Genomic DNA, 25,051 nt, shown 5'->3' with positions numbered 1-25,051 from the left:
CGAGGCGGCAGCCATGAGCGACAGACCCAGTGACACCGACTCCATCGACTACTCAGCCGTGTTCCAGGCGCTGCCCGGCATGGTCGCGCTGCTCACGCCCGACCTGGTGTACGCGGACGTCAACGAGGAGTTCCTGCGCATGGCCGGGCGCCGGCGCGAGGAGATCGTGGGCCGCTATCTCTTCGACGTCTTCCCGGACAACCCGAACGACCCCGCGGCGACCGGTATGCGCAACCTGGCCGCCTCCCTGCGCCGGGTGCTGGAGACCGGGGAGCGCGACTCCATGGCCCTTCAGCGGTACGACGTCGAGGCACCCGGTCGGCCGGGGGAATGGGAGGAGCGGTACTGGAGCCCCTGCAACGCCCCTCTCCTGGGCGCGGACGGCAAGGTCGAGCTGCTCGTGCACCGGGTGGAGGAGGTCACCGAGCTGATCCGGGCCCGCGGCGGCCCCGGCGCCGACCGGGACCGGGTCCTGGAGGCCGAGCTGTACACCCGGGCCCGTGAACTCCAGGAGGTCAACGAACGGCTGCGGCGGGCCCACGCCCGTGACCGCGAGGTCGCGTTGACGCTCCAGGAGGCCATGCTGCCCGCCGGACTGCAGTCGTTGCACCACCGGGCCGCCGTGCGCTACCGGCCTGCGGTCGGCACGCTGAACGTGTGCGGGGACTGGTACGACCTCGTCGACCTGGTGGGTGGCCACCGTGTCGGTGTATCGGTCGGTGACGTGGTGGGCCACGGGCTCACGGCCGCCGGGGTGATGGGCCAGCTGCGCAGCGCGCTGAGCGCCGCCTCCCGGGTGGCCGGGGGTCCGGCCGAGGCCCTGGACGTGCTGGGCCGGTACGCCCACGTCGTGGACGGCGCCGAGTCGGCGACCGCGGTCACCACCTTCATCGACCTCGACCACGGCACCCTCACCTACAGCAGCGCCGGGCATCCACCGCCGATGCTGGTACACCCCGACGGCCGGGTGGAGTGCCTGGACAAGGCGACCGACCCGCCGCTCGACGCCCACCCCGACCCGATGCCCCGGGTGCAGGCCTCGACCACCTTCACCAGCGGCGCCACCCTCGCCCTGTACACCGACGGCCTGGTGGAGCGGCGCCGCGAGGACATCGACACCGGGCTCGCCCGGCTCGCCGACTCCCTCGCCCGGCACCGCGAGGACGACCCCGAGACCCTCGCCGACGCGGTCCTGCTGGAGCTGCTCCCGCCCGGCGGCGCCACGGACGACACGGCGCTGGTCATCGTCCGGCTGTGAACGCGACAGGATCCCGCCCGGGAATCAAGAGCGGCCCGTTGGCCGACCACCCCCGCGGTTCACGCCACAGCGCCCGGTCGGGTTGCCGCACCCCGCCCGCCGGCACCAAGCTGGTCCGGCGTTCGGCCCTGTTCCGGCCGTCGTGCCCTGCGCCTACACTGACAGCCCCGCCTCACGCCGGTTGACCAGCCAGAACGCGGAGTTGAGCCGTCCGCCCGACCGAGGAGCGCCCCCTCTTGTTCTACTACCTGCTCAAATACGTGCTGTTGGGGCCGTTGCTGAGACTGGTCTTCCGGCCTCGAATAGAGGGTCTCGAGCACATCCCGGAGTCGGGTGCGGCCATCGTCGCCGGCAACCACCTGTCCTTCTCCGACCACTTCCTGATGCCCGCGGTGCTCAAGCGGCGCATCACCTTCCTGGCGAAGGCCGAGTACTTCACCGGCCCCGGCGTCAAGGGCCGGCTGACCGCCTTCTTCTTCCGCAGCGCCGGTCAGATCCCGGTCGACCGCTCCGGTAAGGAAGCGGGCCAGGCCGCCATCCGCGAGGGTCTCGGCGTCCTGCGCAAGGACGAACTGCTCGGCATCTACCCGGAGGGCACCCGCTCCCACGACGGCCGCCTCTACAAGGGCAAGGTCGGCGTCGCGGTGATGGCGCTCAAGGCCCAGGTACCGGTGATCCCGTGCGCGATGATCGGCACCTTCGAGGCACAGCCGCCCGGCAAGCTCATCCCCAACATCCACCCGGTGGTGATCCGCTTCGGCAAGCCCCTCGACTTCTCCCGCTACGCCGGGATGGAGAACGAGAAGGCGATCCTGCGGGCCATCACCGACGAGATCATGTACGCCATCCTGAAGCTGTCCGACCAGGAGTACGTCGACCAGTACGCGGCCGTGGTCAAGGCGGAGGAGACCGCCGCGCGCAAGGAGAAGGAGCGCAAGTTCCCCCGGATTCCGCTGAGCTGAGGTCTGCCGTCGGCAGAACCCCCTGGAGGAAGGGGAGTTGACCGCCGTACGGTCGTCGCATGACACGACGTGCTGTGGTGATCGGAGCGACCGGACAGATCGGGCGGGCGGCCGTGGGCGCACTGGCCCGGGACGGCTGGGAGGTGACGGCCGTCTCCCGGGGCGGCGGACGGGACGAGAGCTGGCCCGCGCAGGTGCGTACCGCGCGGGCCGACCGGGCGGACGACTCGGCCCTGGCCGCCGCTGTGGGCGACGGCTGCGAGGTCCTGGTGGACATGGTCGCCTACGGACCCGCGCACGCAGAGCAGTTGCTGTCGCTGGCCGACCGGGTGGGCTCGGCGGTGGTGATCTCCAGCGTGTCGGTGTACGAGGACGACAAGGGCCGTAGCTTCGACACCCAGGGCGAGCCGGAGGGCTTCCCCGAGTACCCCGTGGGGGCGACGGAGGACCAACGGACGATCGCGCCCGGCGAGGCCTCGTACAGCACCCGCAAGGCCGGCCTGGAGCGTGAACTCCTCGCCGCGGGCGACCGGTTGCCCACGACACTCCTGCGCGCGGGAGCGATCCACGGACCGCACTGCCAAACCCCGCGTGAGCTGTACTTCGTCAAGCGCAACCTGGACGGCCGGCCTCGGCGTCTCCTGCCGTACGGCGGTACGAGCCGGTTCCACCCGGCGAACGTCCACAACATCGCCGAACTCGTCCGGCTGGCCGCCGCGAAGCCCGGCAGCAGGGCCCTGAACGCCGTGGACCCGGACGCCCCGACGGTGGCGGAGATCGCCGCCGCGATCGACTCGGTGATGGGCGTCGAGACGGAGAGCGTGCTGATCGACGGCCCGCCGCCCTCGCCGACCGTGGGGGACACGCCGTGGTCGGTGCCGGTGCCGGTCGTCTTCGACATGTCCGCCGCCGAAAGGGAGTTGGGGTACCGCCCGGTGGTGGCGCGGTACGCGGACCGGCTGCCGGAGACCGTGGCCTGGATCGAGCGGCAACTGTCCGGACGGGACTGGCGGGAGGCGTATCCGAGGATGTTCCAGAACTACGGCGACCTCTTCGACTACGCGGCGGAGGACGCGTATCTCGACTCGCTCGGCGCATGAGAATCGGCACATGAGACTCCGCGCATGAGAATCGGCACATGAGGCTCCGCGCATGAGAAAAGGCGGCCGGTGGCTCCGGCCGCCTTGCCCCGTGGTACGTCCTACGGCTTGGGCGTGGCGTGCGGGGTGCACGTCACGTCGGCCTTGTCCAGCTTGCCGGTGAGCAGGTAGGCGTCCACCCGCGGGTTGATGCACGGGTTGACCAGACCGGTCACGCCGTGGGAGCCGGCGTCCTTCTCGGTGATCAGGCGGGAGCCCTTGAAGCGCTTGTGCAGTTCGACGCCGCCCTCGTACGGGGTGGCCGCGTCACGCTCGGACTGCACGATGAGCACGCCGGGCAGGCCCTTGCCGGTGCGCACCTCGACCGGCGTCTGCTGCTTGACCGGCCAGGTGGCGCACGGCAGGTTCAGCCAGGCGTTGGCCCAGGTCATGAACGGGTACTTCTTGTGGAGCGCCGTGTTGTCGCGGTCCCACTTCTTCCAGCTCGTGGGCCACTTGGCGTCGGTGCACTCGACGGCCGTGTAGACGGCGTTGCCGTTCTCCGAGGAGATGTTGCCCGCGGTGTCCGACAGGTCGGGGGCGGCCGCGTCGACGAGCGCCTGGGTGTCACCGGCGACGTACTTGCTGAACACCGTCGCGACCGGCACCCACGAGGAGTCGTAGTACGGGGCGCTCTGGAAGAAGCCGATCAGTTCGGCCGGGCCGACGACCCCGCCGATGGGGTTCTTCTTGGCGGTGGCGCGCAGTTCGAGCCATTTCGCCTGGACCGCGGCACGGGTGGTGCCGAGGTGGAAGGCGGCGTCGTTGGCGGCGACCCAGTCCTCCCAGTCCTTCCAGCGGCCCTCGAAGGCGATGTCCTGGTCGAGGTTGGCCTCGTACCAGATCTTCTCCCGGGACGGGTTGACGACGCTGTCGACGACCATGCGGCGCACGTGGCTCGGGTACATGGTGCCGTAGACGGCGCCGATGTAGGTGCCGTAGGAGACGCCCAGGTAGTTGAGCTTCTTCTCGCCGAGTGCGGCGCGGATGACGTCCAGGTCGCGCACGGTGTTGGGCGTGGTCATCTGCTGGAGCATCGCCGTGCCGGTGCGCTCGGCGCAGCCGTCGGCGTACTCACGGGCCAGCTTGCGCTGGGCGCGCTTGTCGGCCTCGGAGTCCGGCACCGGGTCCATCTTGGGCGCCTTCACGAACTCCTGCGGGTCGATGCAGGAGATGGGCGCGGAGTGGCCGACACCGCGCGGGTCGAAGCCCACGAAGTCGTACGCCTTGGCCGCGTTGGCCCAGATCGGGTTCTTGGTCGTGACGCGGAGCGGGAAGCGCATGCCCGAGGCACCGGGTCCGCCCGGGTTGTAGACGAGGGCGCCCTGACGCTCCGCCTGGGTGCCGGTGTTGCCGATGTGGTCGACGGCGAGCTTGATCTGCTTGCCGTTCGGCTTGGTGTAGTCCAGCGGCACGCTGACCCAGCCGCACTGGACCGGCTTCGCGATCCCCCAGTCGGCGGGGCAGTCGGCCCAGTCGATACCGGCCTTCGCGGCACGGGCGGCGGCGATCGCGGCACCGACGGACGCACGGTCCGGTCCGTGCCGGCCGGCTGCGGCCTGCGTGTTGGCGCCGGACGCGGGTGCCGCCACGGCACCGGATATGAGTGTGGCCGTGATGAGTACTCCGGCCGAACCGAGTGCGGTCGTCCGCCACTTCGGTCTCGTCTCCCTCAAGAGGGACCCCTCCCCGTACGTCGTTTCGATTCGTACGGGGATCCTCCTGGCTATGGAGACTCTGTGAACAGGGGGTGCGTCTCTTCTTTGCCAATCCGATAAACGGAAGGGGTCGTTCGCTGGGCGGACTAGATGCTAAAACTCGCCAGCGCCTCGTCCAGCACCCGGCGCAACAGCAGGGCGTCCGGGGCCACGGCAGTGACGAGCGCGGCGGGCCCCGCCAACGGTACGACGGCGGCGCCCTCGCCGAGCACCTGTGCCGTCACCGGCTCGTCGGCGAACTCCGGCCGCACGACGAGAAGTTGACCAACGGCTCGATGTCCCGCGAGCACGGCAGGCCCGTCCCAGCCGCCCGGCGCCCCGGGCCCGCAGGCCAGCTCCTGGTCGAGCACGGTGCGTCCCCCGACGCGCAGCACGAGCCGGCTGCTCAGCCGCCCGGGCTCCTCCCCCGCCCGCCCGAGGACCTGCTCCTCGCGCAGCACGAGCCGGCTCGTCGCCCCGAGGTCGATCCGCGTGGTGACATACAGATCGCTGCCGGCGGCGGAGATCAACTGCTCGGGCAGCCAGTGAAGTTCGCCGCCGTCGGCGACGGTGAGCCTGACGTCGTAGCGCGCCTCGCCCTTGGCCTGCCCCGGCAGGGCGATGGTGGCCGCGGCCGATCCGAGGCGCAGTCGAGCGCCTTCCCGGATGTCGGCCTCCACGGTGAAGTGGTCGCCGCCGAGGGGCCCGCTCATCGCGCCGACGAGCATGACCCGCGTCTCGGTACCGCTCCCCCGGGTCCGCCGCAGCGCCAGCGGACCGTCGCTCTCCAGTACGGGCAGGGCCGTTCCGCCGCGTCCGTCGTCTCGTGCGACGATCCGCGCGGTGGCTCGTACCCCGGTCACGGCCGCGGTCATGCCGTCCACGCGGCGAGCTGCGCCCGCACCCACGCGGCAACGTCCTTGACGCCGGCCTCGCCGCGCAGGGACTGGAAGACGACGGGCAGTTCGGCCCGCTGGGCCTTGGCGTCGGCGGCCATCCGCGCGAGGTCGGAGCCGACGTACGGGGCCAGGTCGGTCTTGTTGACGATGAGGAGGTCGGCGGTGGTGACGCCGGGGCCGCCCTTCCTCGGGATGTCGTCTCCGCCCGCCACGTCGATGACGAAGATCTGCGCGTCGACGAGCCCCTTGGAGAAGGTGGCGGTGAGGTTGTCGCCGCCGCTCTCCACGAGGATGAGGTCCAGGGGGCCGACCTCGTCCTCCAGGTCCTCGACGGCTTCGAGGTTGGCGGAGATGTCGTCCCGGATCGCGGTGTGCGGACAGGCGCCGGTCTCCACCGCGGTGATCCGCTCGGGGGGCAGTACGGCTTCCCTGAGCAGGAACTCGGCGTCCTCACGGGTGTAGATGTCGTTGGTGACGACGGCGAGGGACAACTCGTCGCGCAGGGCCCGGCAGAGGGCGGCGACGGTGGCGGTCTTGCCGGAGCCGACGGGGCCGCCGAGGCCGATACGCAGGGCTCGGTGGGAGCCGTCAGGGCGGTGAGCGTCGGCGCTCACTGCGGCGGGGCCGTCGTGGTGGTGGTCCAAGTGCATGTACGGCTCCTGGGGTTCGTTGTCGGGTGCGGGTTCGTGGGGGCTTGTCGCGCCCCGCGGCGGAGCCGCATATCGATGCAGCCCCGCGCCCCCAAGAAAGGTGGGTGACCTGAGGCCTCTACGATGCGAACAGGCGTACTGGCCATGCCGCGTGCGCCTCTGCTCCGATTTCCAGCAGCGGCGCCGACGCCGACGGCAACGCGTCGACCCCCTCGTCAACAGCCCTCCGCGCTGCCTCCAGCGCCTGGTCCGCGATGCGGTCCGACTCCGGTGCCAGGCGTGCCAGTGCGCCCGTCGCGTCGAAGGGGTCCAGGCTCAGCAGCCTCACCGTCGCCGACGCCGGACCGCTCACGCTCTCGTACGCCGCGCAGTACGCCGCGTCCACGGCCTCCAGGCCCGCCGCCCGGGCCGCCAGCCCGAGGACCACCGGTTGGTGTGCTCCCTTGGGGAACTCCTTTGCCAGGGCGTCGAGTTCGGCCGACGGCCAGGTCGCCCGGGCCGCGCGCATCAGCTGACGGCCCAGCTTGCGTGCCGCCGTCCGCAGTGCGGGGGACGGGGTGCGGGCGTCCGCGGCCTCGTCCAACAGCCGCGGGTCGACGCCGAGCACGGCCGCCGCGGCGAGCGCCGCCGACACCAGCCCTACTGTGTGCAGTCGGCCCCGGCAGAAGGACTCCAGGCTCTCCGCCCCGGTGATCCGCCCCGCCTTGACGGCCGCCTCGGCCCCGCCGGAGTGTGCGTGTCCTCCGGCGGGGAACCGGCCGTCGGCCAGGACCAGAAGTGCGGCCCTGGACATCAGAAGAGGAAGTAACGCTGGGCCATGGGCAGTTCGGCCGCCGGCGTGGCCTCCACCAGCTCCCCGTCGATGTGTACGGCGAAGCTGTCGGGGTCGACCCGTACGTCGGGCCGCGCGTCGTTCTCCCGCATGTCGGCCTTGGTGACCGCGCGCGTGGACTCGATCGCCACGAACCGCTTCCCGAGCTGGAGCCGCTCAGGCAACCCGTCTTCTATGGCGAGGGGCGCCACGAAGTTGAAGGAGTTGGACGCGGGAGCCCGCCCGATCGCCCCGAACATCGGCCGGGGAAGGATCGGCTGCGGGGTCGGAATCGACGCGTTCGCGTCGCCCATCTGCGCGTAGGCGATCTGCCCGCCCTTGATCACCAGATGCGGCTTGACGCCGAAGAACGCGGGCTCCCACAGCACCAGGTCGGCCAGCTTGCCCGTCTCCACCGAGCCCACCTCGTGAGCGAGCCCCTGAGCGACGGCGGGGTTGATCGTGTACTTGGCGACATAGCGCCGTACGCGATGGTTGTCGGCGCGCCCGTCCCCCGGCAGCGCACCCCGGCGCCGCTTCATGACATGCGCGGTCTGCCAGGTCCGCATGATGACCTCGCCCACGCGCCCCATGGCCTGGGCGTCGGAGGAGATGATCGAGATGGCGCCCAGGTCGTGCAGGATGTCCTCGGCGCCGATGGTCGTGGGCCGGATCCGGGACTCGGCGAAGGCGAGGTCCTCGGGCACCGCCGCGTTGAGGTGGTGGCACACCATCAGCATGTCGAGGTGTTCCTCGGCGGTGTTGACGGTGAAGGGGCGAGTGGGGTTCGTCGAGCTGGGCAGCACGTGCGGCTGGGAGACCACGGTCATGATGTCCGGAGCGTGCCCGCCGCCCGCGCCCTCGGTGTGGTAGGCGTGGATGCCCCGGCCGGCGATCGCGGCGAGGGTGTCGCCCACGAAACCGGCCTCGTTGAGGGTGTCCGTGTGGATGGCGACCTGGATGCCGGTCCGGTCGGCGACGGTCAGCGAGGCGTCGATGACGGCGGGGGTCGAGCCCCAGTCCTCGTGCAGTTTCAGGCCGAGGGCGCCCCCGCGGATCTGCGACAGCATCGCCTCGTGCGAGACGGTGTTGCCCTTGCCGAGGAAGCCGATGTTGAGCGGGTACTGCTCCATCGCCTCCAGCATCCGGGCGAGGTGCCAGGGGCCGGGGGTGACGGTGGTGGCCTTGGAGCCCTCGGCGGGACCGGTGCCGCCGCCGACCAGGGTGGTCACCCCGGACGCCAGCGCCTCGTCGGCGATCTGCGGGCAGATGAAGTGGACGTGGGCGTCGATGGCGCCGGCGGTCAGGATCCGTCCGTTGCCCGCGATGATCTCGGTCTCCGGGCCGATCACCAGGTCCGGGTGGACCCCGTCCATGGTGTCGGGGTTGCCCGCCTTGCCGATGCCGGTGATCCGGCCGTCGCGGATGCCGACGTCGGCCTTCACCACACCCCAGTGGTCGACGACGACCGCGCCCGTGATGACGGTGTCCGGGGTGCCCTCCGCGCGAGTGGCACGCGACTGGCCCATCGACTCGCGGATGACCTTGCCGCCACCGAAGACGGCCTCGTCACCGGCGAGCCCGGGACCGCCGGAACGGTCCTCCTCCACCTCGATCAGCAGATCGGTGTCGGCGAGGCGGATGCGGTCCCCGGTGGTCGGGCCGAACAGGTCGGCGTAGGCGGCACGAGAGATCTCAGGCATCGAGGGCACCTCCGGTCTCCCCGCGCAGCCCCGGCACCACGCGGGCGCCGGTGAGCGGGACGAGTTCCACCTCGGCCGGGATGCCGGGCTCGAAGCGCACGGCGGTGCCGGCGGCGACGTTCAGCCGCTTGCCGCGCGCGGCGCCGCGGTCGAACTCCAGGCCCGGGTTGGCCTCGGCGAAGTGGTAGTGGGAACCGACCTGGACGGGACGGTCGGCGGCGTTGAGGACGGTCAGCCGGGTGACCTCGCGGCCCTCGTTGTAGGCGATCGGCCCGTCGGCGAAGAGGATCTCTCCGGGAATCATCGGGGCCTCTCAGACGATCGGGTCGTGGACGGTGACGAGCTTGGTGCCGTCCGGGAAGGTCGCCTCGACCTGGACGTCATGGATCATCTCGGGGATGCCCTCCATGACGTCGTCCCGGGTGAGCAGCTTGCGCCCGGAGGCCATGAGCTCGGCGACGGTACGGCCGTCACGTGCGCCTTCGAGGATGTGCGACGTGATGAGGGCGACCGCCTCGGGGTGGTTGAGCCTGAGCCCGCGGGCCCGGCGCTTCTCGGCCACGTCGGCCGCCACATGGATGAGCAGCCTCTCTTGCTCGTGCGGGGTCAGTTGCACGTCCCACCTCACAGTCCTCGCTCCGGACCGTGCGGGGTCCGGCTGCCGCCTGAACGCTCCGCTCGGAGTGCGGGACGTCGTCCGAAGGCCCGTCGTGGCTGGTCGCGCAGTTCCCCGCGCCCCTTCGGGGCGCTGCCGAACCGCAGCGAACCTCGCCGGACCCGCTCAGCCCCCAGGGCAAAGTCCCTGGTGGCGTGGATCGGCAGGCTAGTGGGATCCGGTTTCAGGCACGTTAACCAAGCTGTGATCCCGCATGCTCATCAACGCCCGTAGACCGTCCCGCAGCGCCTCGGCGGGCGTCGGCCCGAACAGGGCCTGCTGCGCGAGGAAACCCATCGCGGCCGCCATCATCGTGCGCGCCACGTCCTCCGGGGGTACGTCCGCCCGCATGATCCCGGCCTCCTGGTACGCGCCGACGATCCGCGTCCAGGTCTCGCGCACGGCGCCGTAGCCCTCGCGCAGGACGGCCGCGAGCTCCTCGTTGCGGAGTGTCTCGGTCCACACCTGGACGACCAGCCGCGGGAACGCCGGCCGCCCGTCCACGGTCACGGACTCCTTGGTGGCCAGGACACGGCCGAGCACGGACGACACCAGGAGGTCCGGAGGCGGCGGCGGGCTGCTGCGGGCCGCCTCCTCGAAACCCTCGCGGACCTGTCCGAGCACCTCCCCGACGATCGCGCCGATGAGCTCCTCCTTGCCGGTGAAGTAGCGGTACACGGCCCCGGCCGAGAGGTCGGCCTCCTTCAGGACGTCCTGCATGGACGTGGCGTGGAAGCCGTTGCGGGCGAAGCAGACCGCGGCGCCGTCGAGGATCTGCCGACGCCGGGCGTCGAGGTGTGCCTGGGATACGCGAGCCATGGCCCAAAACTAAAACGAACATTCCTTCTTGACAAGGCGCGGCGACGGCGGGACGGTATGAACCGAAGCCAAAACGAACGATCCTTCTTTTTAACGGAGCCGACCAGACTCCGGAGAGGACCCTCATGTCCACCCGTCGCACGATCGCGGTCGTCGTCCTCGTGCCGCTGTTCGCCGCCCTGGCACTGTGGGCCTTCGCCTGGCCCGCCGCCCGCACCGCCCCCCGCGACCTGCCGCTCGGCGTGGCCGGGCCGGCCACCGCGACCGCACAGATGGAGAACCAACTGCGGCACCACGAGGGCGCCTTCGAGATCCATCGCTACGCCGACGAGGCGGCCGCGCGGGCGGCGATCGAGGACCGGACCGTATACGGCGCGGTCGTCATGACCGCGCGGGGCCCGGAGCTGCTCACGGCGTCGGCCGCGAGCCCGGTGGTGGCCCAGCTCCTCCAGCAGGCCGTGGGCCGGCAGGCCGCCGCGAGCGGCACCGAGGTGAGGACGGTGGACGTCGTCCCCGCCCCGGCGTCCGACCCGAGGGGGGCGGCCCTGAGCAGCTCCGTGCTGCCGCTGGCCCTCGCCGGGATCATCGCGGGCGCCGTGGTGACATTGCTCGGGCTGCGCGGATTCCGCGCGGTGACCGCGCTGGTCGTCAGCGCGGCACTGGTGGGCGTCCTCGCGGCCGCACTGGCCCACAGCTGGCTCGGCGTCCTGACCGGGAGCTGGTGGGCGGAGGCCGGGACGTTCGCGCTGTCGAGTCTGGCGGTGAGCGCGGCCGTGGCGGGGCTCGCCGCCCTCGTCGGGCCTGCGGGGATCGGCGTGGTCGCGCTTCTGGTGATGTTCCTCGGCAACCCGTTCTCGGGTGCCGCCTCGGCCCCGCAGCTACTGCCCGACCCCGTCGGCAGGATCGGCCAGTGGCTGCCGCCGGGCGCGAGCGCGACCCTGCTGCGCTCGGTGTCGTTCTTCGACGGGGCGACGGCGACCGGGCCCGTCCTGACCCTCACCTGGTGGGCCGCGCTGGGCCTGGGTGCCGTGATCCTCGGGAACGCCCTGAAGGCGCGGGCGAAGGGCACCAGGCCTGCCGCCACCGAGCGTGAACTCACCTCCGTCGGCTGACCGAACCCGCTCTTCCGCACCCCCGGCCCCGGCGGCCGGGGGCGCCCGCGTCGCTACGAGGCGCCGGTTCCCCGGTGATGCGCCGCGATACCGAACCGCTGCTGTTCGCGGGGAGCGGACGCCACCTCCCGCACGGTCGAGACCGCGCTGACCACCTGCTCGTCGACGGGTTTCTGGAGGTCCTCCAGCTGTTCGAGGTCGGCCGCGGAGACCAGGGCGACCAGCGGCTTTCCATGCCGTGTGACGACGACGCGCTCACCGCCGTACACCACCCGGTTGATCAGGTCGGCGAGCTCAGCCCTGGCTTGCGTCACCGGAATCTCGTAGGCCATAGGTCCATCATAACGTCACGTACGTCCTGTACATTTTTTACAGACAGCTTGCCGCGAGGAGGGGTACGCCATGGCCCGACCCACCGCCCGTTACGTCCTGCCCGAGTTCCACGAGCGCACGAGCTCCGGCCACAAGACGATGGATCCGTACTCGAAGCTGCTCGAGGAGCGGATCGTCTTTCTCGGGACCCAGATCGACGACATCTCGGCGAACGATCTGATGGCGCAGTTCATGTACCTCGAGTACCAGGACCCGGACCGGGACATCTCGCTGTACATCAACTCCCCCGGCGGCTCGTTCAGCGCCATGTCGGCGATCTACGACACGATGCAGTACGTCAGCTGTGACGTGGAGACGACGTGCCTCGGGCAGGCCGGCTCCTCCGCGGCCGTGCTGCTGGCCGCCGGCACCCCGGGCAAGCGCTCCGTGCTGCCGGGCGCCCGGGTGGTGATCCATCAGCCCGCGCTGAGCGAGCCGGTCCAGGGGCAGGCCAGCGATCTGGCCATCCAGGCCGACGAGCTGATCCGGGTGCGGGCCCGCTTGGAGGAGATGCTCGTCCGGCACACCGGGCGCAGCCCCGAGCAGGTGGGCGTGGACATCGAGCGGGACAAGATCCTGGACGCGCAGGGCGCCCTGGACTACGGCCTCGTGGACGCGATCGTCCCGAGCCGCAAGTCCTCGCGCACCGCGCCGGACGCGAGGTGAGCCGTAGATGGTGCCGGACCTTCCCCCGTTGCCCGCGCTCACGCGCGCCGAGGGCGAGCTGATCGACCGTTATCTCGACGTGGTCGACCTGCTGGGCCGGATCAACCCGGCCCGGCGCGAGGACACCTATGGCGGACTGCGCGCCGCGCAGGCGCTGGTGAGCAGGGCGGCCGAGCTGCGCGACGCGCTCGCGGTGATGCACGGCCGGGGCGAGCGCGAACTGCACGCCGCGACGCTGGCACGAGCGCTTCGGGTGCTGGACGGCGAGCGGCGCACGTCCCGGGTCACCGTGCCGCCCGAACCCGGCAATTGACGCACCGACAGTGTTTCCGGGCGTCCTGCGGTCTGACGGGGCGTCCGGAGGGCCTTTGAAACGGACCAAACGACGTACCACCATTTGCAGGAGGCGCGGCTCCTTTTTCACGCCCCCTCAAGTTGCGCAACGCGCGTAGTGCGGGCGCGGAATGAGGAGTTTCTGTGCTGGTCCGGGGGCCATCGAGGCCCTCGACACCCCTTGGTTCGAAGGGGTGTCCACCCGAACGGGTGAGTGGTGAGTAACAACACAAACCCCCGGTTCCGTTGGGTTTTTGGGACATCCGTGCGCCAAGATCCCTGTCTGACGACAAGCCCCCGCCGCAGCGGCGGGGCGGTCCGGGCGGACGCCGAGTCCTGCCGCCGCCCGGATGACCGGTCGACAGAAGTGGATCGGCAGGAGTGGAGGACCCAGGCACGACGGGTCGCCGGAACGGTCACGCCATGACCGGGCCGAGCAGCCCTTGGGGTGAAGCCGCGTCAGCGGCCGGGCAACTTCGCCAGCCCGAATCCGACAGGTCATCCTTCACAGGCGGCTGACGAAGGGTTGCGCATGACTGCGCTCAATCGTGTCCCGTCGCTGATGGTCCGGGCCGGTACGGCCTCGGCCTTCGCCATCGCCGCCGTGGGCGGCTCCGTCGTGGTCCCGGGCGTCGCAGCCGACGCCGCCGCCGCGACGCCGGCGACGAAGGCACTCAAGGTCGCGGCTTCCAAGAAGGGCTCGCCGTACAAGTACGGCGCCACGGGGCCCCGCCGCTTCGACTGCTCAGGGCTCACGCTGTACTCGTTCAAGAAGGCGGGCAAGAAGCTCCCTCGTACGGCGGCCCAGCAGTACAACAAGACCCGCCACATCGGCTCAGGCAGCCGCAAGGCCGGTGACCTGGTGTTCTTCCACTCGGGTTCGAACGTCTACCACGTCGGCATCTACGCCGGGAAGGGAAAGATCTGGCACGCCCCGAAGACCGGGGACGTGGTGAGGCTGCAGAAGATCTGGACGAAGAGCGTCTGGTACGGCCGGGTCAAGTGACGCCCCCGAGGGGGTGGCGGCGACCTGACCTCCCGCCGCCCCCTCGGGTCTCCCCGCACGCGTGACACGGGCTCAGGTGGTTACCCGTGGCGTCATGGCCGACCACCGCCCGTGCACCGCCCGCAACGAGACCCCGCTGGAGCGCGCCGACCGCAACTTCGGTGAGCTGCTCCAGGAACTGCGCGTCACCCAGACCGGGGTGCAGATCCTCTTCGCCTTCCTGCTGACCCTGGCCTTCACGCAGCGCTTCCCGTCCCTCGACGCCTTCCAGCGCGCCACGTACGTCACCACACTGCTCCTCGCGGTACTCGCGGCGGCCCTGTTCACCGCGCCCGCCGCCCTGCACCGCTCGCTCTTCCAGCGCGGTGCCAAGCCCCGCATCGTGCAGGTCTCCTCCCGGCTCGCCACGGTCGGCATGGGGGTCCTGGTGCTCGCGTTCACCGGGTCGGTGCTGCTCGTGGTGGACGTGACCACGGGCCGGGCCGGCGGAGTGGCCGCGGGCGCGGCGACCCTGCTGGTGTGCCTGGGCCTGTGGGGGCTGCTCCCCCGGCTGGTCCGGCGGGCGGGCCTCACCGAGGAACGCAGGACGGCACAGCCGTCCCCGGCGCCTCCGTCCGCGCAGCGCGAGGTGGTCAGGCCGCGAGCAGCGGCTCGGCCAGGAGCATCACCCCGAGAACCGTCAACGCGCCTCCGGTGACCCCGGCGACGGCCCGGGCGGCCCGCGGCCGGCGCAGCCACCGCCCCAGCCGGTCCACGAGCACGGCCACCGCCGGGAACCACACCACCGCGAGAACGACCACGATCAGCGCGAGCAGCAGCGTCCGGGGCAGCGCCGAGCTCCCCTGGGGCACGAACTGCGGCAGCAGGCTGAGGAAGGTGATGGGGGCCTTGGGATTGAGTGCGTTGGTCACGAAGCCCTGCCGCAGGGGGCGTACCGCCGCGCCGGCCTCGACGACGGTCTCCGTGCGGGTCCGCCGCAGCTCCCGCAGGGTCCGTACACCCAGGTACAACACGTAACCCCCGCCCAGCAGTTGGAGCGCCCGGAACAGTGCGGGCACGGCCGTGAGCACCGCGGCGACCCCGGCCACGGCGAGCGCCGTGTGGACCAGCAGCCCGCCCACGACACCGAGCGCACAGGCGACCCCGGCCCGGCGGGAGACCAGGGCGTTGCGTACGACGACGGTGAAGTCGGCGCCCGGCATGGCGACCATGCCGGCGGCGACCCCGGTGAAGGCGACGATCTGTCCGTTCATGCGGACCAGCCTGCCGCGAGAGAGCCTTCAGCAGGTATGTCGAATAACCTGGGTATCCCTTAAGCACTCCTTTAGGCAGGCCTGCCATGTACGACCCGGTCCGGCTCGCCGCCCTGGTCGCCGTCGCGGAGGCGGGCTCGATCACCCGGGCCGCCGAGCGCCTCGGCTACACCACGCCCGCCCTCTCCCAGCAGCTGGCCAAGCTGGAGCGGGAGGCGGGTACCGCCCTTCTCGTACGGCACCACCGCGGCGCGCGGCTCACCGGTGCGGGCGAGTTGCTGGTGGCGCGGGCCCGGCGGGTGCTGGACGAGCTGGACCGGGCCCGGCACGAACTCGCCCGGCTGACCGGCCTGTCGGGTGGCACGCTCAGGCTGGGCACCTTCCAGACGGCGGGCATTCAGCTGTTGCCGCCCGTGCTGAGCACGTTCCGCAGGGCCTACCCCGACGTGGAGCTGTCGGTCGCCTTCCACGAACCCGCGGACGGGATCACCGCGGTGGCGGCCGGCGAGATCGACCTGGCGCTGACGCACGCCTACGAGCCGGGCGAGCCCCCGTCCCTCCCGGCCACCCTGAGCGCGGAGCCGCTGCTGAGCGAGGAGCTGGTCCTCGTGACGGCGCCCGGGCATGCCCTCGCGGGCGGCTCGACGCGGCTGCCGCTGGCGGAACTCGCCGGTGAGCCGCTGATCAGCATGGCGCCGGATCATCCGGCCCGGCGGGAGGTGGAAGCGGTGCTGGCCAGGACCGGGGTCACGCCGTCCGTGCTGGTCGCGACCCCGGGATACGCCCTGGTGTGCGCGCTGGCCAGCGCGGGGCTCGGAGTCGGGGTGGTGCCGGAGATGGTGGCGCGGACGGCGGCCACTCCGGTGGGCACGCGGCTGCTGGAGGCCGACGCGTTGCGCCGTACGATCTCGGTCGTCCACCGGACCGGCGAGGCGGCACCCGCGGCGGACGCCTTCCGGGCGCTGCTGCGGGGGGCGTTCGGCCGCGCACGGCCGGTATGACCTCTGTTACGGCTCCTGCTGCCCCGCCGCCGTGACCGGCTGCGCCGGTACCGTCCACGGGAGCTCGATGGAGACGGTCTTGCCGCCTTCCCGGGTGGGCCTGACTCTCAGCTTGCCGCCGCACTCGGCGGCGAGCCAGCGGATGATCACCATGCCCCGTCCGTTGTCCTGCTGGACCGCGGCCGGGAGGCGCTTGGGGAAGCGGGGGTGGCTGTCGGTCACCCCGATGCGCAGGTGTTCGTCACGGTCCAGCTCGATGTCCACCGTGAAGGTGGGTGACTGCCCGAAGGTGTGCTGTACGGCGTTGGTGGTGAGTTCGGAGACGATGAGCCGGACGGTCTCGGCGGTGTCCGTGGTGGACGGCAGCCCCCACTCCGCCAGTGTGCTCAGGACATAGGTGCGGGCCGCGGAGACCGAAGCGGGTTCGCTCGGCAGGGTGACGGATGCTTCCAGGTGGTCTGCCATGGCGACGTCGTCCCTTTCCCACGGGACCGAAGCCCGACACGGTGCGGATGGTTCGAGTACGGTCCCGGACTGGTGGTTCTTCGTCAGAGTGCCATCAGCGAGGCCCTGACGAGTGCCGATCCACCAAGATATGCATATATCTGTCGCTCAAAACGGTGAACTCTGCGACGCGAGACCGTATTTGGGCGGCTCGTAAGGAGTAAGGAGTAGCCCATGCAGCACGGTCCCGCGGTGCGCCGCCGGAAACTGGGCGCCGAACTGCGCGCGCTGCGCACGAGTGCGGGCCTCACCAGCGGTGAGGCGGCCCGGCTCGTGGGCTGGCACCAGTCGAAGGTGAGCCGCATCGAGACCGGTGCCAGCGGGGTGAAACCGGCCGATGTGCGGTTACTCCTCGACGCCTACCGCGTGGGGGACGCCAATTTGCGGGAGCTGCTGCTGGTATTGGCGGGCTCCGACGAGAGCGGAGGGCGGCACCACTGGTGGCACGCGTACCGGGGTGTCCTGCCGCCGACCTACCGGGACTTCATCAGTCTGGAGTCCCAGGCGAGCGCGATGCGCACGCTGGAGACCTCGGTCGTACCCGGGCTGCTCCAGACGCCCGAGTACGCCCGCGCGGTGACCCGGGCCGCGGTGGACGGCCTCGACGACGAACGTCTCGACGCGCTGGTCGAGGTCCGGCTGGCCCGGCAGGACATCCTCCGCGCGCAGCCGCCACTGGAGTTGAGCGCCGTGCTCGACGAGGCGGTACTGCGGCGGGAGGTCGGCGGCCCCGAGGTGATGGCCCGGCAGCTGAAGAGGCTCCTGGAGGCGGCGCGGCTGCCTCAAGTGCGGCTGCAGGTACTGCCGTTCACTGCCGGGGCGCATGTGGGCGTCACCGGCCCTTTCGTAATCTTCTCATTTTCGCGCACTTCTGATCTGGACGTGGTTGTTCTCGACCACTTGACGAGTAGCCTCTATCTCGAGCGGAAAGAAGACCTCCAGGCCTACACCGAGGCCTTCAACACCCTTCAATCCCACGCCCTTTCGCCCGAGGCGTCGTTGGATTACCTCGCCGGGATGGGTGACGGCGCGTAAGGAGGCACCATGTCTGCACTGCCTCGGAACGTCATCTCCAGTACCGAACTGCCCGAGGTGCGCTGGCTGCGCAGCAGCTACAGCACCGGAGCGAACAACTGCGTCGAGACGGCGAGGCCGTCGGCCGGGCCTTGTGCCGGGCTGCTCGCCGTACGCGACTCCAAGAATCCGGACGGACCCGCGCTGCTCTTCTCCCCCGAGAGCTGGGCGGGCTTCACGGCCGCGGTCTGACCGTCAGCCCACCAGGAGCACGGCCGTGTCACGCCGACTCATGGTCGTGTTTCGCCGATCACACGCACAGCGCGTTCGATCTGCTCCTCGGAGAGGTCCGCGCGGGCGGTCAGCCTGAGCCGTGAGATGCCGTCGGGCACCGAAGGGGGCCGGAAACAGCCCACGAAGAGCCCGGCGGCACGGCAGTCCGCCGCCCACTGCACAGCCTCCTCAGGGGAGGGCGCGCGCACCGAGACCACCGCGGCGTCCGGACGTACCGCTTCCAGACCCGCGGCGGTCAGGCGTGCGTGCAGTCCGGTCGCCACCTCGCGCGCGCGTGCGGCCCGCTCGGGCTCACGGCCGAGCAGCCGCAGGGCCGCGAGGGCGGCTCCCGCCGACGCGGGGGCCAGGCCGGTGTCGAAGATGAACGTCCGCGCCGCGTTGACCAGGTGCTCGACGACCCGTGCGGGACCGAGGACGGCACCGCCCTGGCTGCCGAGCGACTTGGACAGCGTGACCGTGACGACCACGTCGTCGGCGCCCGCGAGTCCCGCCGCCTGCGGGGCACCGCGGCCGCCGGCGCCGAGCACACCCAGGCCGTGGGCGTCGTCGACGACCAGGCCCGCGCCGTGCTCCCGGCATGCCTCGACGACGCCGGCCAGGGGTGCCGCGTCGCCGTCGACCGAGAAGACCGTGTCGGACACGGCGACGGCGGGCCCGTCGTGCGTGCCGAGCGCCTTGCGCACCGCGTCCGGGTCGGCGTGCGCGACGACCTGGGTCGTACCACGGGCCAGCCGGCAGCCGTCGATGAGTGAGGCGTGGTTGCCCGCGTCGGAGACGATCAGTGAGCCGTGCGGCGCGAGCGCGGTGACGGCGGCCAGGTTCGCCGCGTATCCGGAGGAGAAGACGAGCGCCGCCTCGAAGCCGCAGAAGTCGGCCAGCTCGCGTTCCAGTTCGCCGTGCAGCTCGGTGGTGCCGGTGACGAGCCGGGACCCGGTCGCGCCGCCGCCCCAGGTCCGCGCGGCCGCCGCGGCCCCTTCGACGACCTCGGGATGGCGGGCCAGGCCCAGGTAGTCGTTGCTCGCGAGATCGAGCAGCGGCGAGTCCGCCGGACGCGGCCGCAGGGTCCGTACGAGCCCGGCCCGCCGGCGCGCCGCCGCCTGTTCGTCGATCCAGCCGAACGCCATGGGGTCCTCCGGGGCCTTTGTAGACAACGGACAGACCCTAGCGGCAGCAAACGCTACCCACGGTGTGGCAATACCCACACGTCACAGCGGGTGTGTTGTGCGATCCCTACCTTGGCCCGGGGCGGGTCCGTACGACAGGATCGGCTCTCATGGACCTGCTGAACACGCTGGTGGACAAGGGGCTTCGGCGCGAGCTGCCGACCCGCGAGGAGGCGCTGGCCGTGCTGGCCACGTCCGACGACGAGCTGCTCGATGTGGTGGCCGCGGCCGGGAAGGTGCGCCGGCACTGGTTCGGACGGCGGGTGAAACTGAACTATCTCGTCAACCTGAAGTCCGGACTGTGCCCCGAGGACTGCTCCTACTGCTCCCAGCGGCTCGGCTCCTCGACCGGCATCCTGAAGTACACCTGGCTCAAGCCGGAGCAGGCCTCCCAGGCCGCGGCGGCCGGCCTCGCTGGCGGTGCCAAGCGGGTCTGCCTGGTGGCCTCCGGGCGCGGCCCGACCGACCGTGACGTGGACCGGGTCGCGGGCACCATCAAGGCCATCAAGGACCAGAACGAGGGCGTCGAGGTGTGCGCCTGCCTGGGTCTGCTCTCCGACGGCCAGGCCGAGCGGCTGCGCGAGGCAGGCGCGGACGCCTACAACCACAACCTCAACACGTCCGAGTCGACCTATGGCGACATCACGACCACGCACACCTACGCCGACCGCGTCGACACCGTGACCAAGGCGCACGCGGCCGGTCTGTCCGCCTGCTCGGGCCTGATCGCCGGCATGGGCGAGAGCGACGAGGACCTGGTCGACGTCGTCTACTCGCTGCGCGAGCTGGACCCCGACTCGGTTCCGGTCAACTTCCTGATCCCGGTCGAGGGCACCCCGCTGGCCAAGGAGTGGAACCTCACCCCGCAGCGCTGCCTGCGCATCCTGGCGATGGTCCGGTTCGTCTGCCCGGACGTCGAGGTCCGTATCGCGGGCGGCCGCGAGGTCCATCTGCGCACCATGCAGCCCCTCGCCCTCAACCTCGCCAACTCGATCTTCCTGGGCGACTACCTCACCACCGAGGGCCAGGCCGGCCAGGCCGACCTGGAGATGATCGCGGACGCCGGGTTCGAGGTGGAGGGCGCCGGTGAGGTGACGCTGCCGGAGCACCGGGTCACGTCCGGGGGTGGGTGCGGGTCGCACGAGAGCGCCGGGTGCGGGTCGCACGAGAGCGCCGGGTGCGGGTCGCACGAGGGCGGCGGGGTCTGCGGTACGGCCGCCCCGGCCACGCCGACGGTGAGCGAGCCCCGTACGGACCTGGTCGCCGTACGCCGCCGAGGCGCCGGGACGGATCTCGCGCCCAATGCCTGATCTGCCCCGCCTGCCGGTGACGGAGCTGCTGGCGCTCGACCGGCGGCACGTGTGGCATCCGTACGGTCCGATGCCCGGCCGGGTCGACCCGCTCGTCGTGGAGTCGGCGAGCGGGGTGCGGTTGCGGCTCGCCGAGGGGCCGGAGCTGGTCGACGGGATGTCGTCCTGGTGGTCGGCGATCCACGGCTACAACCACCCGGTGCTGAACGAGGCCGCGCGCGAGCAGCTCGGGCGGATGAGCCATGTGATGTTCGGCGGGCTCACCCACGAGCCCGCCGTCCGGCTCGCGAAGCTCCTTGTCGACATGTCTCCCGACGGGCTCGAGCATGTCTTCCTCGCCGACTCGGGGTCGGTGTCGGTCGAGGTCGCGGTGAAGATGTGCCTGCAGTACTGGCGCTCGCTGGGCCGTCCGGGCAAGCAGCGCCTGCTGACCTGGCGCGGCGGCTACCACGGTGACACCTGGCAGCCCATGTCGGTGTGCGACCCCGAGGGCGGGATGCACGAGCTGTGGTCCGGGGTGCTGCCCCGCCAGGTGTTCGTGGACGCGCCTCCGGCCGCGTACGAGGAGTCGTACGCCGACGAGCTGCGCGCGGCGATCGAGCGGCACGCGGACGAACTGGCCGCGGTGATCGTGGAGCCGGTGGTGCAGGGTGCGGGCGGGATGCGGTTCCCCTCCCCCGCCTATCTGCGGGTGCTGCGCGAGGCGTGCGACGCGCACGACGTGCTCCTGGTGTTCGACGAGATCGCGACCGGCTTCGGCCGCACGGGCGCCCTGTTCGCCGCGGAGCACGCCGCGGTCACGCCGGACGTGATGTGCGTGGGCAAGGCGCTGACCGGCGGTTATATGACGATGGCGGCGACCCTGTGCACGCCTCGCGTGGCCGACGGCATCTCGCGGGGCGAGGTCCCGGTCCTCGCCCACGGCCCCACCTTCATGGGCAACCCGCTCGCCGCGTCGGTGGCCTGCGCCTCGATCGGGCTGCTGCTCGGGCAGGACTGGCTGGCGGAGGTCAAGCGGATCGAGGCGGGGCTGCGGGAAGGGCTGGCGCCGGCGCGTGAGCTGCCGGGCGTGCGGGACGTACGGGTCCTGGGCGCCATCGGGGTCGTCCAGCTGGACCACGAGGTCGACATGAAGGCCGCGACGGAGGCCGCCGTACGCGAGGGCGTGTGGCTGCGGCCGTTCCGCGATCTCGTGTACACGATGCCGCCGTACGTCACGGGCGACGAGGACGTTTCACGGATCGCGCGTGCAGTGGTTGCCGCCGCTCGGGAGGGATGACATGCCGGTACTGGTGATCACGGGGACGGGCACGGAGGTCGGCAAGACCGTCGCCACGGCCGCTGTCGCCGCCGCGGCGCTCACCGCCGGACGGACGGTCGCCGTCCTGAAGGCCGCGCAGACCGGCGTACGGCCGGACGAGCCCGGGGACGCCGACGAGGTGGCGCGGCTCGCGGGTGCCGTGACCAAGGCCGAAGTCGCCCGCTACCCCGAGCCGTTGGCCCCGGCCACGGCCGCTCGGCGGGCCGGTCTGAAGCCGGTGCGCCCTCATGAGGTCGCCGAGGCCGCCGCCAAGCTGGCCACCGAGCACGACCTGGTGCTCGTGGAGGGGGCCGGCGGACTGCTCGTCCGCTTCGACGACGAGGGCGGGACACTGGCCCACGCGGCGGAGCTGCTGCGGGCGCCGGTCCTGGTCGTGGCGTCGGCGGGCCTGGGCACGCTGAACACCACGGAACTGACGGCCCGTGAACTTCGCCGTCGGCAGCTGGACCTGGCGGGCGTGGTGATCGGCAGCTGGCCCGACTCCCCGGATCTCGCCTCCCGTTGCAACCTCGCGGACCTGCCGGACGTGTCCGGGGCTCCGCTGCTCGGCGCCCTGCCGGCCGGCGCCGGCCGGCTGGCCCCGGCCGACTTCCGTGCCGCCGCGCCGGGTTGGCTGGCACCGCGACTGGACGGGACGTGGGACGCGGAGGCGTTCGGGGCGCGTGAGGCTCCCTGAACCGTCCCCGCTGAGCCACGAGCACGTGCGCGACTTCGTGCGGTGAGCGTCCGCAGGGGTGCGCCGGGGTCCCGCGGGGGACAATGGCGGTGAGGTCGGTCCTGTCCGGTGAGGGAGGCTGCCATGGCGCCGCGGTCCGCCGGTTCCGGCAAGGTGTCCCGGGACCCCGTCCACCATCCGCTGTTCGCCCGGTACTACGCCCGGGTCAGTGTCACCGCCGAGAGCAGGTGGGGCATGGCCCGGGTGCGGGAACGGCTGCTCACCGGGCTGTCCGGGCGGGTGATCGAGATCGGGGCGGGCAACGGCCTGAACTTCTCGCACTATCCCGGCACGGTCTCCGAGGTCGTGGCGATCGAACCGGAGCGAAGGCTGCGGCAGTTGGCGGTGGAGGCCGCTCTGCGCTGCGAGGTGCCGGTCGACGTGGTGCCCGGCGCGGCGGAGGCGCTGCCCGTCAAGAGCGAGGCCTTCGACGCCGTGGTGATCTCTCTGGTGCTGTGCAGTGTGCGCGATGTGACGCGCGCGCTCGGCGAGGTGCGCCGGGTGCTGCGGCCCGGCGGGACCGTGCGGTTCTTCGAGCACGGCAGGGGCGGCGGACCGGCGATGCGCTTCACCCAGCGGGCGCTGGACCGCACGGTGTGGCCGGTGCTGAACGGCGGCTGCCATCTGGCCCGCGACCCGGTCGCCGCGCTGCGGGACGCCGGGTTCGAACTCGGCCCCTACCGACGGGTGGTGATGCCGGAGAAGGGGCCCACGCTGCCTACGTCCTTCTGCGTGCTGGGCACCGCCTGGCGGCCACAGCCGGCGGAGCGCTGATCACAGGGTCCACCTCTGCAGCTCGCGTGCGATGTCGTGCAACGAGGCGTCGCCCTTCTTGGCCACCTTGGCGAGGTCACGGACGAGCTCGGGCGAGGTGACGACCCTGAGTCCGCTCGCGACGAGATAGGCGTACCCGACCGCGCACGCGAAGAGCGCGTTGGTGCGCTCCAACGCCGGGACGTGGATGAGGAGTTGCAGCAGCGCGGCGGCGCGCAGGTGCGGGCTGTCGTAGACGGGGATGTCGAATATCTCGGCCTGGTGCCGTGCCACGGCGGCGACCAGGGCGCCCCAGTCGATGACCTGGGGATCGCCCGGGGTCTTCTGCTCGGCGAGCATCAGAAGCCAGGCGAGATCGATGTGCAGATCGCTCAACGAGTCTCGTGATCCTTGCCGAACTCCTCCGCGAAGACGGATTCGTACTGCTTCATGAAGTCGGCCGCGGCCTCCACGAAGGCCTGGCCCGCTTCACCGGTGTCCTTCATGACCAGCTCCTCGATGTAGCGGTTGACGCTCACGCCACGGGCGAGGGCACGTTCACGGGCGGCGCGGGCGGTGCCCTCGTCCACCCGCACGTTCAACTGGGTCTTCGCCATGGTTCGAAGCTAGCGCCGAAACGCTAGCACCCGCAAGAGGGTCCACCCCCGGGTGGAATGTGTCCCTTACATCGGTATCGGGGGCCCGACCTGGGGTGGAGACCGTCTCGACCGCACGGGGGATACCGGGTGTGGGGTGGATCACATTACGCTCGGCCGGATGGGGACCACCCGGTCCGCGAGCGCCGTCCACGAGCGAGGAGAGAGCCTTGTCCACAGCTGCTGCCGAGCACGCTCCCGGTGCCGTTCCGGCCGACGGGATCGCGGCCCGCGCCCGCGGTCTGACCAAGGCGTACGGCTCGGGCGAGACGGCCGTGCTCGCCCTGGACTCGGTGGACGTGGACATCGCGCGCGGCCGCTTCACCGCGGTCATGGGGCCCTCGGGGTCAGGGAAGTCCACGTTGATGCACTGCCTGGCGGGGCTCGACACCGTGTCGGCCGGTCAGGTGTGGCTCGGCGACACCGAGATCACGGGGCTGAAGGAGCGCGAGCTGACCAGGCTGCGCCGGGACCGGATCGGATTCATGTTCCAGTCGTTCAACCTGATCCCGACGCTGAACGCGGCGGAGAACATCACCCTGCCCATGGACATCGCGGGCAAGAAGCCCGACGAGAAGTGGCTGGACCAGGTCATCGACACCTTGGGGCTGCGGGACCGGCTGGGGCACCGGCCGTCGCAGCTCTCGGGCGGTCAGCAGCAGCGCGTCGCGTGTGCCCGTGCGCTCGCCTCCCGGCCCGAGCTGATCTTCGCGGACGAGCCGACCGGCAACCTCGACTCACGGGCGGGCCTGGAGGTGCTCGGCTTCCTGCGCGAGGCCGTCGACCAGCTCGGGCAGACGGTCGTCATGGTCACCCACGACCCGGGCGCCGCGGCCCACTCGGACGTGGTGCTGTTCCTGGGGGACGGACGGCTCGTGGACCGCATGGAGCGGCCCACCGCGGAGGCCGTACTGGAACGCATGAAGCGTTTCGACGTGATCCGGAGTCAGTCCCAGGGGGCCCCCGAGGCTGGGGAGGCCTGACG

Annotated in this window: 30 protein-coding genes and 1 riboswitch; of the genes, 16 read left to right on the top strand and 14 right to left on the bottom strand. The window is 71.5% G+C overall.

What is annotated here, in order from left to right; translation table 11 throughout:
- Positions 1–13: 13 nt before the first annotated feature.
- The 3 genes from ACIBJB_RS20055 to ACIBJB_RS20045 all read left to right on the top strand — a co-directional run bounded on the left by ACIBJB_RS20055 (position 14) and on the right by ACIBJB_RS20045 (position 3,320).
- The gene (locus ACIBJB_RS20055; RefSeq protein ID WP_398932265.1) at positions 14–1,258 is read left to right on the top strand and encodes a PP2C family protein-serine/threonine phosphatase; all 1,245 of its coding nucleotides are present in this window, start codon (positions 14–16) and stop codon (positions 1,256–1,258) included.
- Positions 1,259–1,494: 236 nt separating this feature from the next.
- Positions 1,495–2,220 carry a lysophospholipid acyltransferase family protein gene (locus ACIBJB_RS20050; protein WP_398932263.1) on the top strand — a complete coding sequence of 242 codons (726 nt, stop codon included), beginning with the start codon at positions 1,495–1,497 and terminating at the stop codon, positions 2,218–2,220.
- Between the two features lie 74 nt (positions 2,221–2,294).
- Positions 2,295–3,320, top strand: a complete 1,026-nt coding sequence (locus ACIBJB_RS20045; protein WP_398932689.1) for an NAD-dependent epimerase/dehydratase family protein — start codon at positions 2,295–2,297, stop codon at positions 3,318–3,320.
- 101 nt (positions 3,321–3,421) lie between these two features.
- Here the strand turns inward: ACIBJB_RS20045 and ACIBJB_RS20040 are convergent, their stop codons facing one another.
- The 8 genes from ACIBJB_RS20040 to ACIBJB_RS20005 all read right to left on the bottom strand — a co-directional run bounded on the left by ACIBJB_RS20040 (position 3,422) and on the right by ACIBJB_RS20005 (position 10,593).
- Positions 3,422–5,035: an alpha/beta hydrolase gene (locus ACIBJB_RS20040; RefSeq protein ID WP_398932261.1), complete on the bottom strand. Its 1,614-nt coding sequence runs from the start codon at positions 5,033–5,035 to the stop codon at positions 3,422–3,424.
- Positions 5,036–5,163: 128 nt separating this feature from the next.
- A complete protein-coding gene (locus tag ACIBJB_RS20035; protein WP_398932688.1) occupies positions 5,164–5,931 on the bottom strand; it encodes an urease accessory protein UreD in 768 nt (255 codons plus the stop codon).
- Entirely contained in the window at positions 5,928–6,605 is a 678-nt protein-coding gene (gene ureG, locus ACIBJB_RS20030; RefSeq protein ID WP_398932259.1) for an urease accessory protein UreG, read from the bottom strand. The genes ACIBJB_RS20035 and ureG overlap by 4 nt, the downstream gene beginning before the upstream one ends.
- A 118-nt stretch (positions 6,606–6,723) precedes the next feature.
- Positions 6,724–7,398, bottom strand: coding sequence for an urease accessory protein UreF (locus ACIBJB_RS20025; RefSeq protein WP_398932257.1), 675 nt, complete (start codon positions 7,396–7,398; stop codon positions 6,724–6,726).
- Positions 7,398–9,119, bottom strand: coding sequence for an urease subunit alpha (locus ACIBJB_RS20020; RefSeq protein WP_398932256.1), 1,722 nt, complete (start codon positions 9,117–9,119; stop codon positions 7,398–7,400). The genes ACIBJB_RS20025 and ACIBJB_RS20020 overlap by 1 nt, the downstream gene beginning before the upstream one ends.
- On the bottom strand, positions 9,112–9,423 hold the full coding sequence (locus ACIBJB_RS20015; RefSeq protein WP_069762336.1) for an urease subunit beta: 312 nt from the start codon (positions 9,421–9,423) through the stop codon (positions 9,112–9,114). Before ACIBJB_RS20015 ends, ACIBJB_RS20020 begins: the two co-directional genes overlap by 8 nt.
- A gap of 9 nt (positions 9,424–9,432) precedes the next feature.
- Positions 9,433–9,735, bottom strand: a complete 303-nt coding sequence (locus ACIBJB_RS20010; protein ID WP_037782101.1) for an urease subunit gamma — start codon at positions 9,733–9,735, stop codon at positions 9,433–9,435.
- Between the two features lie 207 nt (positions 9,736–9,942).
- Positions 9,943–10,593, bottom strand: coding sequence for a TetR/AcrR family transcriptional regulator (locus ACIBJB_RS20005; protein ID WP_398932253.1), 651 nt, complete (start codon positions 10,591–10,593; stop codon positions 9,943–9,945).
- A gap of 125 nt (positions 10,594–10,718) precedes the next feature.
- Between ACIBJB_RS20005 and ACIBJB_RS20000 the strand changes: the two genes are divergently transcribed.
- Positions 10,719–11,705 (top strand): ABC transporter permease, encoded by a 987-nt coding sequence (locus tag ACIBJB_RS20000; protein ID WP_398932251.1) that lies wholly within the window; start codon positions 10,719–10,721, stop codon positions 11,703–11,705.
- Positions 11,706–11,758: 53 nt separating this feature from the next.
- Here ACIBJB_RS20000 and ACIBJB_RS19995 read toward each other — a convergent pair whose 3' ends face one another.
- Positions 11,759–12,037, bottom strand: coding sequence for a type II toxin-antitoxin system Phd/YefM family antitoxin (locus ACIBJB_RS19995; protein ID WP_398932249.1), 279 nt, complete (start codon positions 12,035–12,037; stop codon positions 11,759–11,761).
- A gap of 70 nt (positions 12,038–12,107) precedes the next feature.
- On the opposite strand from ACIBJB_RS19995, the gene ACIBJB_RS19990 reads away from it, so the two are divergent.
- The 4 genes from ACIBJB_RS19990 to ACIBJB_RS19975 all read left to right on the top strand — a co-directional run bounded on the left by ACIBJB_RS19990 (position 12,108) and on the right by ACIBJB_RS19975 (position 14,779).
- The gene (locus ACIBJB_RS19990; RefSeq protein WP_398932247.1) at positions 12,108–12,743 is read left to right on the top strand and encodes an ATP-dependent Clp protease proteolytic subunit; all 636 of its coding nucleotides are present in this window, start codon (positions 12,108–12,110) and stop codon (positions 12,741–12,743) included.
- 7 nt (positions 12,744–12,750) lie between these two features.
- Positions 12,751–13,056, top strand: coding sequence for a hypothetical protein (locus ACIBJB_RS19985; protein ID WP_398932245.1), 306 nt, complete (start codon positions 12,751–12,753; stop codon positions 13,054–13,056).
- A 337-nt stretch (positions 13,057–13,393) separates the two neighbouring features.
- A riboswitch (cyclic di-AMP (ydaO/yuaA leader) is annotated at positions 13,394–13,605 on the top strand.
- Positions 13,606–13,608: 3 nt separating this feature from the next.
- The gene (locus ACIBJB_RS19980) at positions 13,609–14,082 is read left to right on the top strand and encodes a C40 family peptidase (protein WP_020122382.1); all 474 of its coding nucleotides are present in this window, start codon (positions 13,609–13,611) and stop codon (positions 14,080–14,082) included.
- A gap of 94 nt (positions 14,083–14,176) precedes the next feature.
- Positions 14,177–14,779, top strand: a complete 603-nt coding sequence (locus ACIBJB_RS19975; RefSeq protein WP_398932243.1) for a DUF6328 family protein — start codon at positions 14,177–14,179, stop codon at positions 14,777–14,779.
- Here the strand turns inward: ACIBJB_RS19975 and ACIBJB_RS19970 are convergent.
- A complete protein-coding gene (locus ACIBJB_RS19970) occupies positions 14,715–15,335 on the bottom strand; it encodes a LysE family translocator (RefSeq protein WP_398932241.1) in 621 nt (206 codons plus the stop codon). The genes ACIBJB_RS19975 and ACIBJB_RS19970 overlap by 65 nt on opposite strands.
- A gap of 86 nt (positions 15,336–15,421) precedes the next feature.
- Here ACIBJB_RS19970 and ACIBJB_RS19965 point away from each other — a divergent pair, with 86 nt between their 5' ends.
- Positions 15,422–16,336, top strand: a complete 915-nt coding sequence (locus tag ACIBJB_RS19965) for a LysR family transcriptional regulator (protein ID WP_398932239.1) — start codon at positions 15,422–15,424, stop codon at positions 16,334–16,336.
- Between the two features lie 6 nt (positions 16,337–16,342).
- Here ACIBJB_RS19965 and ACIBJB_RS19960 read toward each other — a convergent pair whose 3' ends face one another.
- The gene (locus ACIBJB_RS19960) at positions 16,343–16,801 is read right to left on the bottom strand and encodes an ATP-binding protein (protein ID WP_398932237.1); all 459 of its coding nucleotides are present in this window, start codon (positions 16,799–16,801) and stop codon (positions 16,343–16,345) included.
- A 213-nt stretch (positions 16,802–17,014) separates the two neighbouring features.
- On the opposite strand from ACIBJB_RS19960, the gene ACIBJB_RS19955 reads away from it, so the two are divergent.
- Positions 17,015–17,875, top strand: coding sequence for a helix-turn-helix domain-containing protein (locus tag ACIBJB_RS19955; RefSeq protein ID WP_398932235.1), 861 nt, complete (start codon positions 17,015–17,017; stop codon positions 17,873–17,875).
- 9 nt (positions 17,876–17,884) lie between these two features.
- Positions 17,885–18,106, top strand: coding sequence for a DUF397 domain-containing protein (locus tag ACIBJB_RS19950; protein ID WP_398932233.1), 222 nt, complete (start codon positions 17,885–17,887; stop codon positions 18,104–18,106).
- A 38-nt stretch (positions 18,107–18,144) separates the two neighbouring features.
- Here ACIBJB_RS19950 and ACIBJB_RS19945 read toward each other — a convergent pair whose 3' ends face one another.
- On the bottom strand, positions 18,145–19,272 hold the full coding sequence (locus tag ACIBJB_RS19945; protein WP_398932687.1) for an 8-amino-7-oxononanoate synthase: 1,128 nt from the start codon (positions 19,270–19,272) through the stop codon (positions 18,145–18,147).
- 149 nt (positions 19,273–19,421) lie between these two features.
- Between ACIBJB_RS19945 and bioB the strand changes: the two genes are divergently transcribed.
- From bioB to ACIBJB_RS19925, 4 genes are all read left to right on the top strand, one after another.
- Entirely contained in the window at positions 19,422–20,621 is a 1,200-nt protein-coding gene (gene bioB / locus ACIBJB_RS19940; RefSeq protein WP_398932231.1) for a biotin synthase BioB, read from the top strand.
- Positions 20,614–21,900 carry an adenosylmethionine--8-amino-7-oxononanoate transaminase gene (locus ACIBJB_RS19935; protein WP_398932229.1) on the top strand — a complete coding sequence of 429 codons (1,287 nt, stop codon included), beginning with the start codon at positions 20,614–20,616 and terminating at the stop codon, positions 21,898–21,900. Before bioB ends, ACIBJB_RS19935 begins: the two co-directional genes overlap by 8 nt.
- Before the next feature lies 1 nt (position 21,901).
- Positions 21,902–22,618 carry a dethiobiotin synthase gene (bioD, locus tag ACIBJB_RS19930; protein ID WP_398932227.1) on the top strand — a complete coding sequence of 239 codons (717 nt, stop codon included), beginning with the start codon at positions 21,902–21,904 and terminating at the stop codon, positions 22,616–22,618.
- 123 nt (positions 22,619–22,741) lie between these two features.
- Positions 22,742–23,431 (top strand): class I SAM-dependent methyltransferase, encoded by a 690-nt coding sequence (locus ACIBJB_RS19925; protein WP_398932225.1) that lies wholly within the window; start codon positions 22,742–22,744, stop codon positions 23,429–23,431.
- Here ACIBJB_RS19925 and ACIBJB_RS19920 read toward each other — a convergent pair whose 3' ends face one another.
- Entirely contained in the window at positions 23,432–23,806 is a 375-nt protein-coding gene (locus ACIBJB_RS19920; RefSeq protein ID WP_057610595.1) for a hypothetical protein, read from the bottom strand. It lies immediately after the preceding gene.
- Positions 23,803–24,027, bottom strand: coding sequence for a hypothetical protein (locus ACIBJB_RS19915; RefSeq protein ID WP_007380443.1), 225 nt, complete (start codon positions 24,025–24,027; stop codon positions 23,803–23,805). Before ACIBJB_RS19915 ends, ACIBJB_RS19920 begins: the two co-directional genes overlap by 4 nt.
- 209 nt (positions 24,028–24,236) lie before the next feature.
- Between ACIBJB_RS19915 and ACIBJB_RS19910 the strand changes: the two genes are divergently transcribed.
- Entirely contained in the window at positions 24,237–25,049 is an 813-nt protein-coding gene (locus tag ACIBJB_RS19910; RefSeq protein WP_398932223.1) for an ABC transporter ATP-binding protein, read from the top strand.
- Positions 25,050–25,051: the final 2 nt, after the last annotated feature.

It is taken from the genome of Streptomyces sp. NPDC050759 (assembly GCF_044456945.1).
In the GTDB taxonomy this organism is placed as follows: domain Bacteria; phylum Actinomycetota; class Actinomycetes; order Streptomycetales; family Streptomycetaceae; genus Streptomyces.
Note: the sequence above shows the minus strand (reverse complement) of the source record. Positions and strands in the feature narration are given on the sequence as shown.

What these genes read in the sequence shown, in the direction of transcription:
- ACIBJB_RS20055 (WP_398932265.1), top strand. Translation starts at nt 14, where the DNA reads ATGAGCGACAGACCCAGTGACACCGACTCCATCGACTACTCAGCCGTG.
- ACIBJB_RS20035 (WP_398932688.1), bottom strand. Translation starts at nt 5,931, where the DNA reads ATGACCGCGGCCGTGACCGGGGTACGAGCCACCGCGCGGATCGTCGCA.
- ureG (WP_398932259.1), bottom strand. Translation starts at nt 6,605, where the DNA reads ATGCACTTGGACCACCACCACGACGGCCCCGCCGCAGTGAGCGCCGAC.
- ACIBJB_RS20025 (WP_398932257.1), bottom strand. Translation starts at nt 7,398, where the DNA reads ATGTCCAGGGCCGCACTTCTGGTCCTGGCCGACGGCCGGTTCCCCGCC.
- ACIBJB_RS20020 (WP_398932256.1), bottom strand. Translation starts at nt 9,119, where the DNA reads ATGCCTGAGATCTCTCGTGCCGCCTACGCCGACCTGTTCGGCCCGACC.
- ACIBJB_RS20015 (WP_069762336.1), bottom strand. Translation starts at nt 9,423, where the DNA reads ATGATTCCCGGAGAGATCCTCTTCGCCGACGGGCCGATCGCCTACAAC.
- ACIBJB_RS20005 (WP_398932253.1), bottom strand. Translation starts at nt 10,593, where the DNA reads ATGGCTCGCGTATCCCAGGCACACCTCGACGCCCGGCGTCGGCAGATC.
- ACIBJB_RS20000 (WP_398932251.1), top strand. Translation starts at nt 10,719, where the DNA reads ATGTCCACCCGTCGCACGATCGCGGTCGTCGTCCTCGTGCCGCTGTTC.
- ACIBJB_RS19995 (WP_398932249.1), bottom strand. Translation starts at nt 12,037, where the DNA reads ATGGCCTACGAGATTCCGGTGACGCAAGCCAGGGCTGAGCTCGCCGAC.
- ACIBJB_RS19990 (WP_398932247.1), top strand. Translation starts at nt 12,108, where the DNA reads ATGGCCCGACCCACCGCCCGTTACGTCCTGCCCGAGTTCCACGAGCGC.
- ACIBJB_RS19985 (WP_398932245.1), top strand. Translation starts at nt 12,751, where the DNA reads ATGGTGCCGGACCTTCCCCCGTTGCCCGCGCTCACGCGCGCCGAGGGC.
- ACIBJB_RS19980 (WP_020122382.1), top strand. Translation starts at nt 13,609, where the DNA reads ATGACTGCGCTCAATCGTGTCCCGTCGCTGATGGTCCGGGCCGGTACG.
- ACIBJB_RS19975 (WP_398932243.1), top strand. Translation starts at nt 14,177, where the DNA reads ATGGCCGACCACCGCCCGTGCACCGCCCGCAACGAGACCCCGCTGGAG.
- ACIBJB_RS19970 (WP_398932241.1), bottom strand. Translation starts at nt 15,335, where the DNA reads ATGAACGGACAGATCGTCGCCTTCACCGGGGTCGCCGCCGGCATGGTC.
- ACIBJB_RS19965 (WP_398932239.1), top strand. Translation starts at nt 15,422, where the DNA reads ATGTACGACCCGGTCCGGCTCGCCGCCCTGGTCGCCGTCGCGGAGGCG.
- ACIBJB_RS19960 (WP_398932237.1), bottom strand. Translation starts at nt 16,801, where the DNA reads ATGGCAGACCACCTGGAAGCATCCGTCACCCTGCCGAGCGAACCCGCT.
- ACIBJB_RS19955 (WP_398932235.1), top strand. Translation starts at nt 17,015, where the DNA reads ATGCAGCACGGTCCCGCGGTGCGCCGCCGGAAACTGGGCGCCGAACTG.
- ACIBJB_RS19950 (WP_398932233.1), top strand. Translation starts at nt 17,885, where the DNA reads ATGTCTGCACTGCCTCGGAACGTCATCTCCAGTACCGAACTGCCCGAG.
- ACIBJB_RS19945 (WP_398932687.1), bottom strand. Translation starts at nt 19,272, where the DNA reads ATGGCGTTCGGCTGGATCGACGAACAGGCGGCGGCGCGCCGGCGGGCC.
- bioB (WP_398932231.1), top strand. Translation starts at nt 19,422, where the DNA reads ATGGACCTGCTGAACACGCTGGTGGACAAGGGGCTTCGGCGCGAGCTG.
- ACIBJB_RS19935 (WP_398932229.1), top strand. Translation starts at nt 20,614, where the DNA reads ATGCCTGATCTGCCCCGCCTGCCGGTGACGGAGCTGCTGGCGCTCGAC.
- bioD (WP_398932227.1), top strand. Translation starts at nt 21,902, where the DNA reads ATGCCGGTACTGGTGATCACGGGGACGGGCACGGAGGTCGGCAAGACC.
- ACIBJB_RS19925 (WP_398932225.1), top strand. Translation starts at nt 22,742, where the DNA reads ATGGCGCCGCGGTCCGCCGGTTCCGGCAAGGTGTCCCGGGACCCCGTC.
- ACIBJB_RS19915 (WP_007380443.1), bottom strand. Translation starts at nt 24,027, where the DNA reads ATGGCGAAGACCCAGTTGAACGTGCGGGTGGACGAGGGCACCGCCCGC.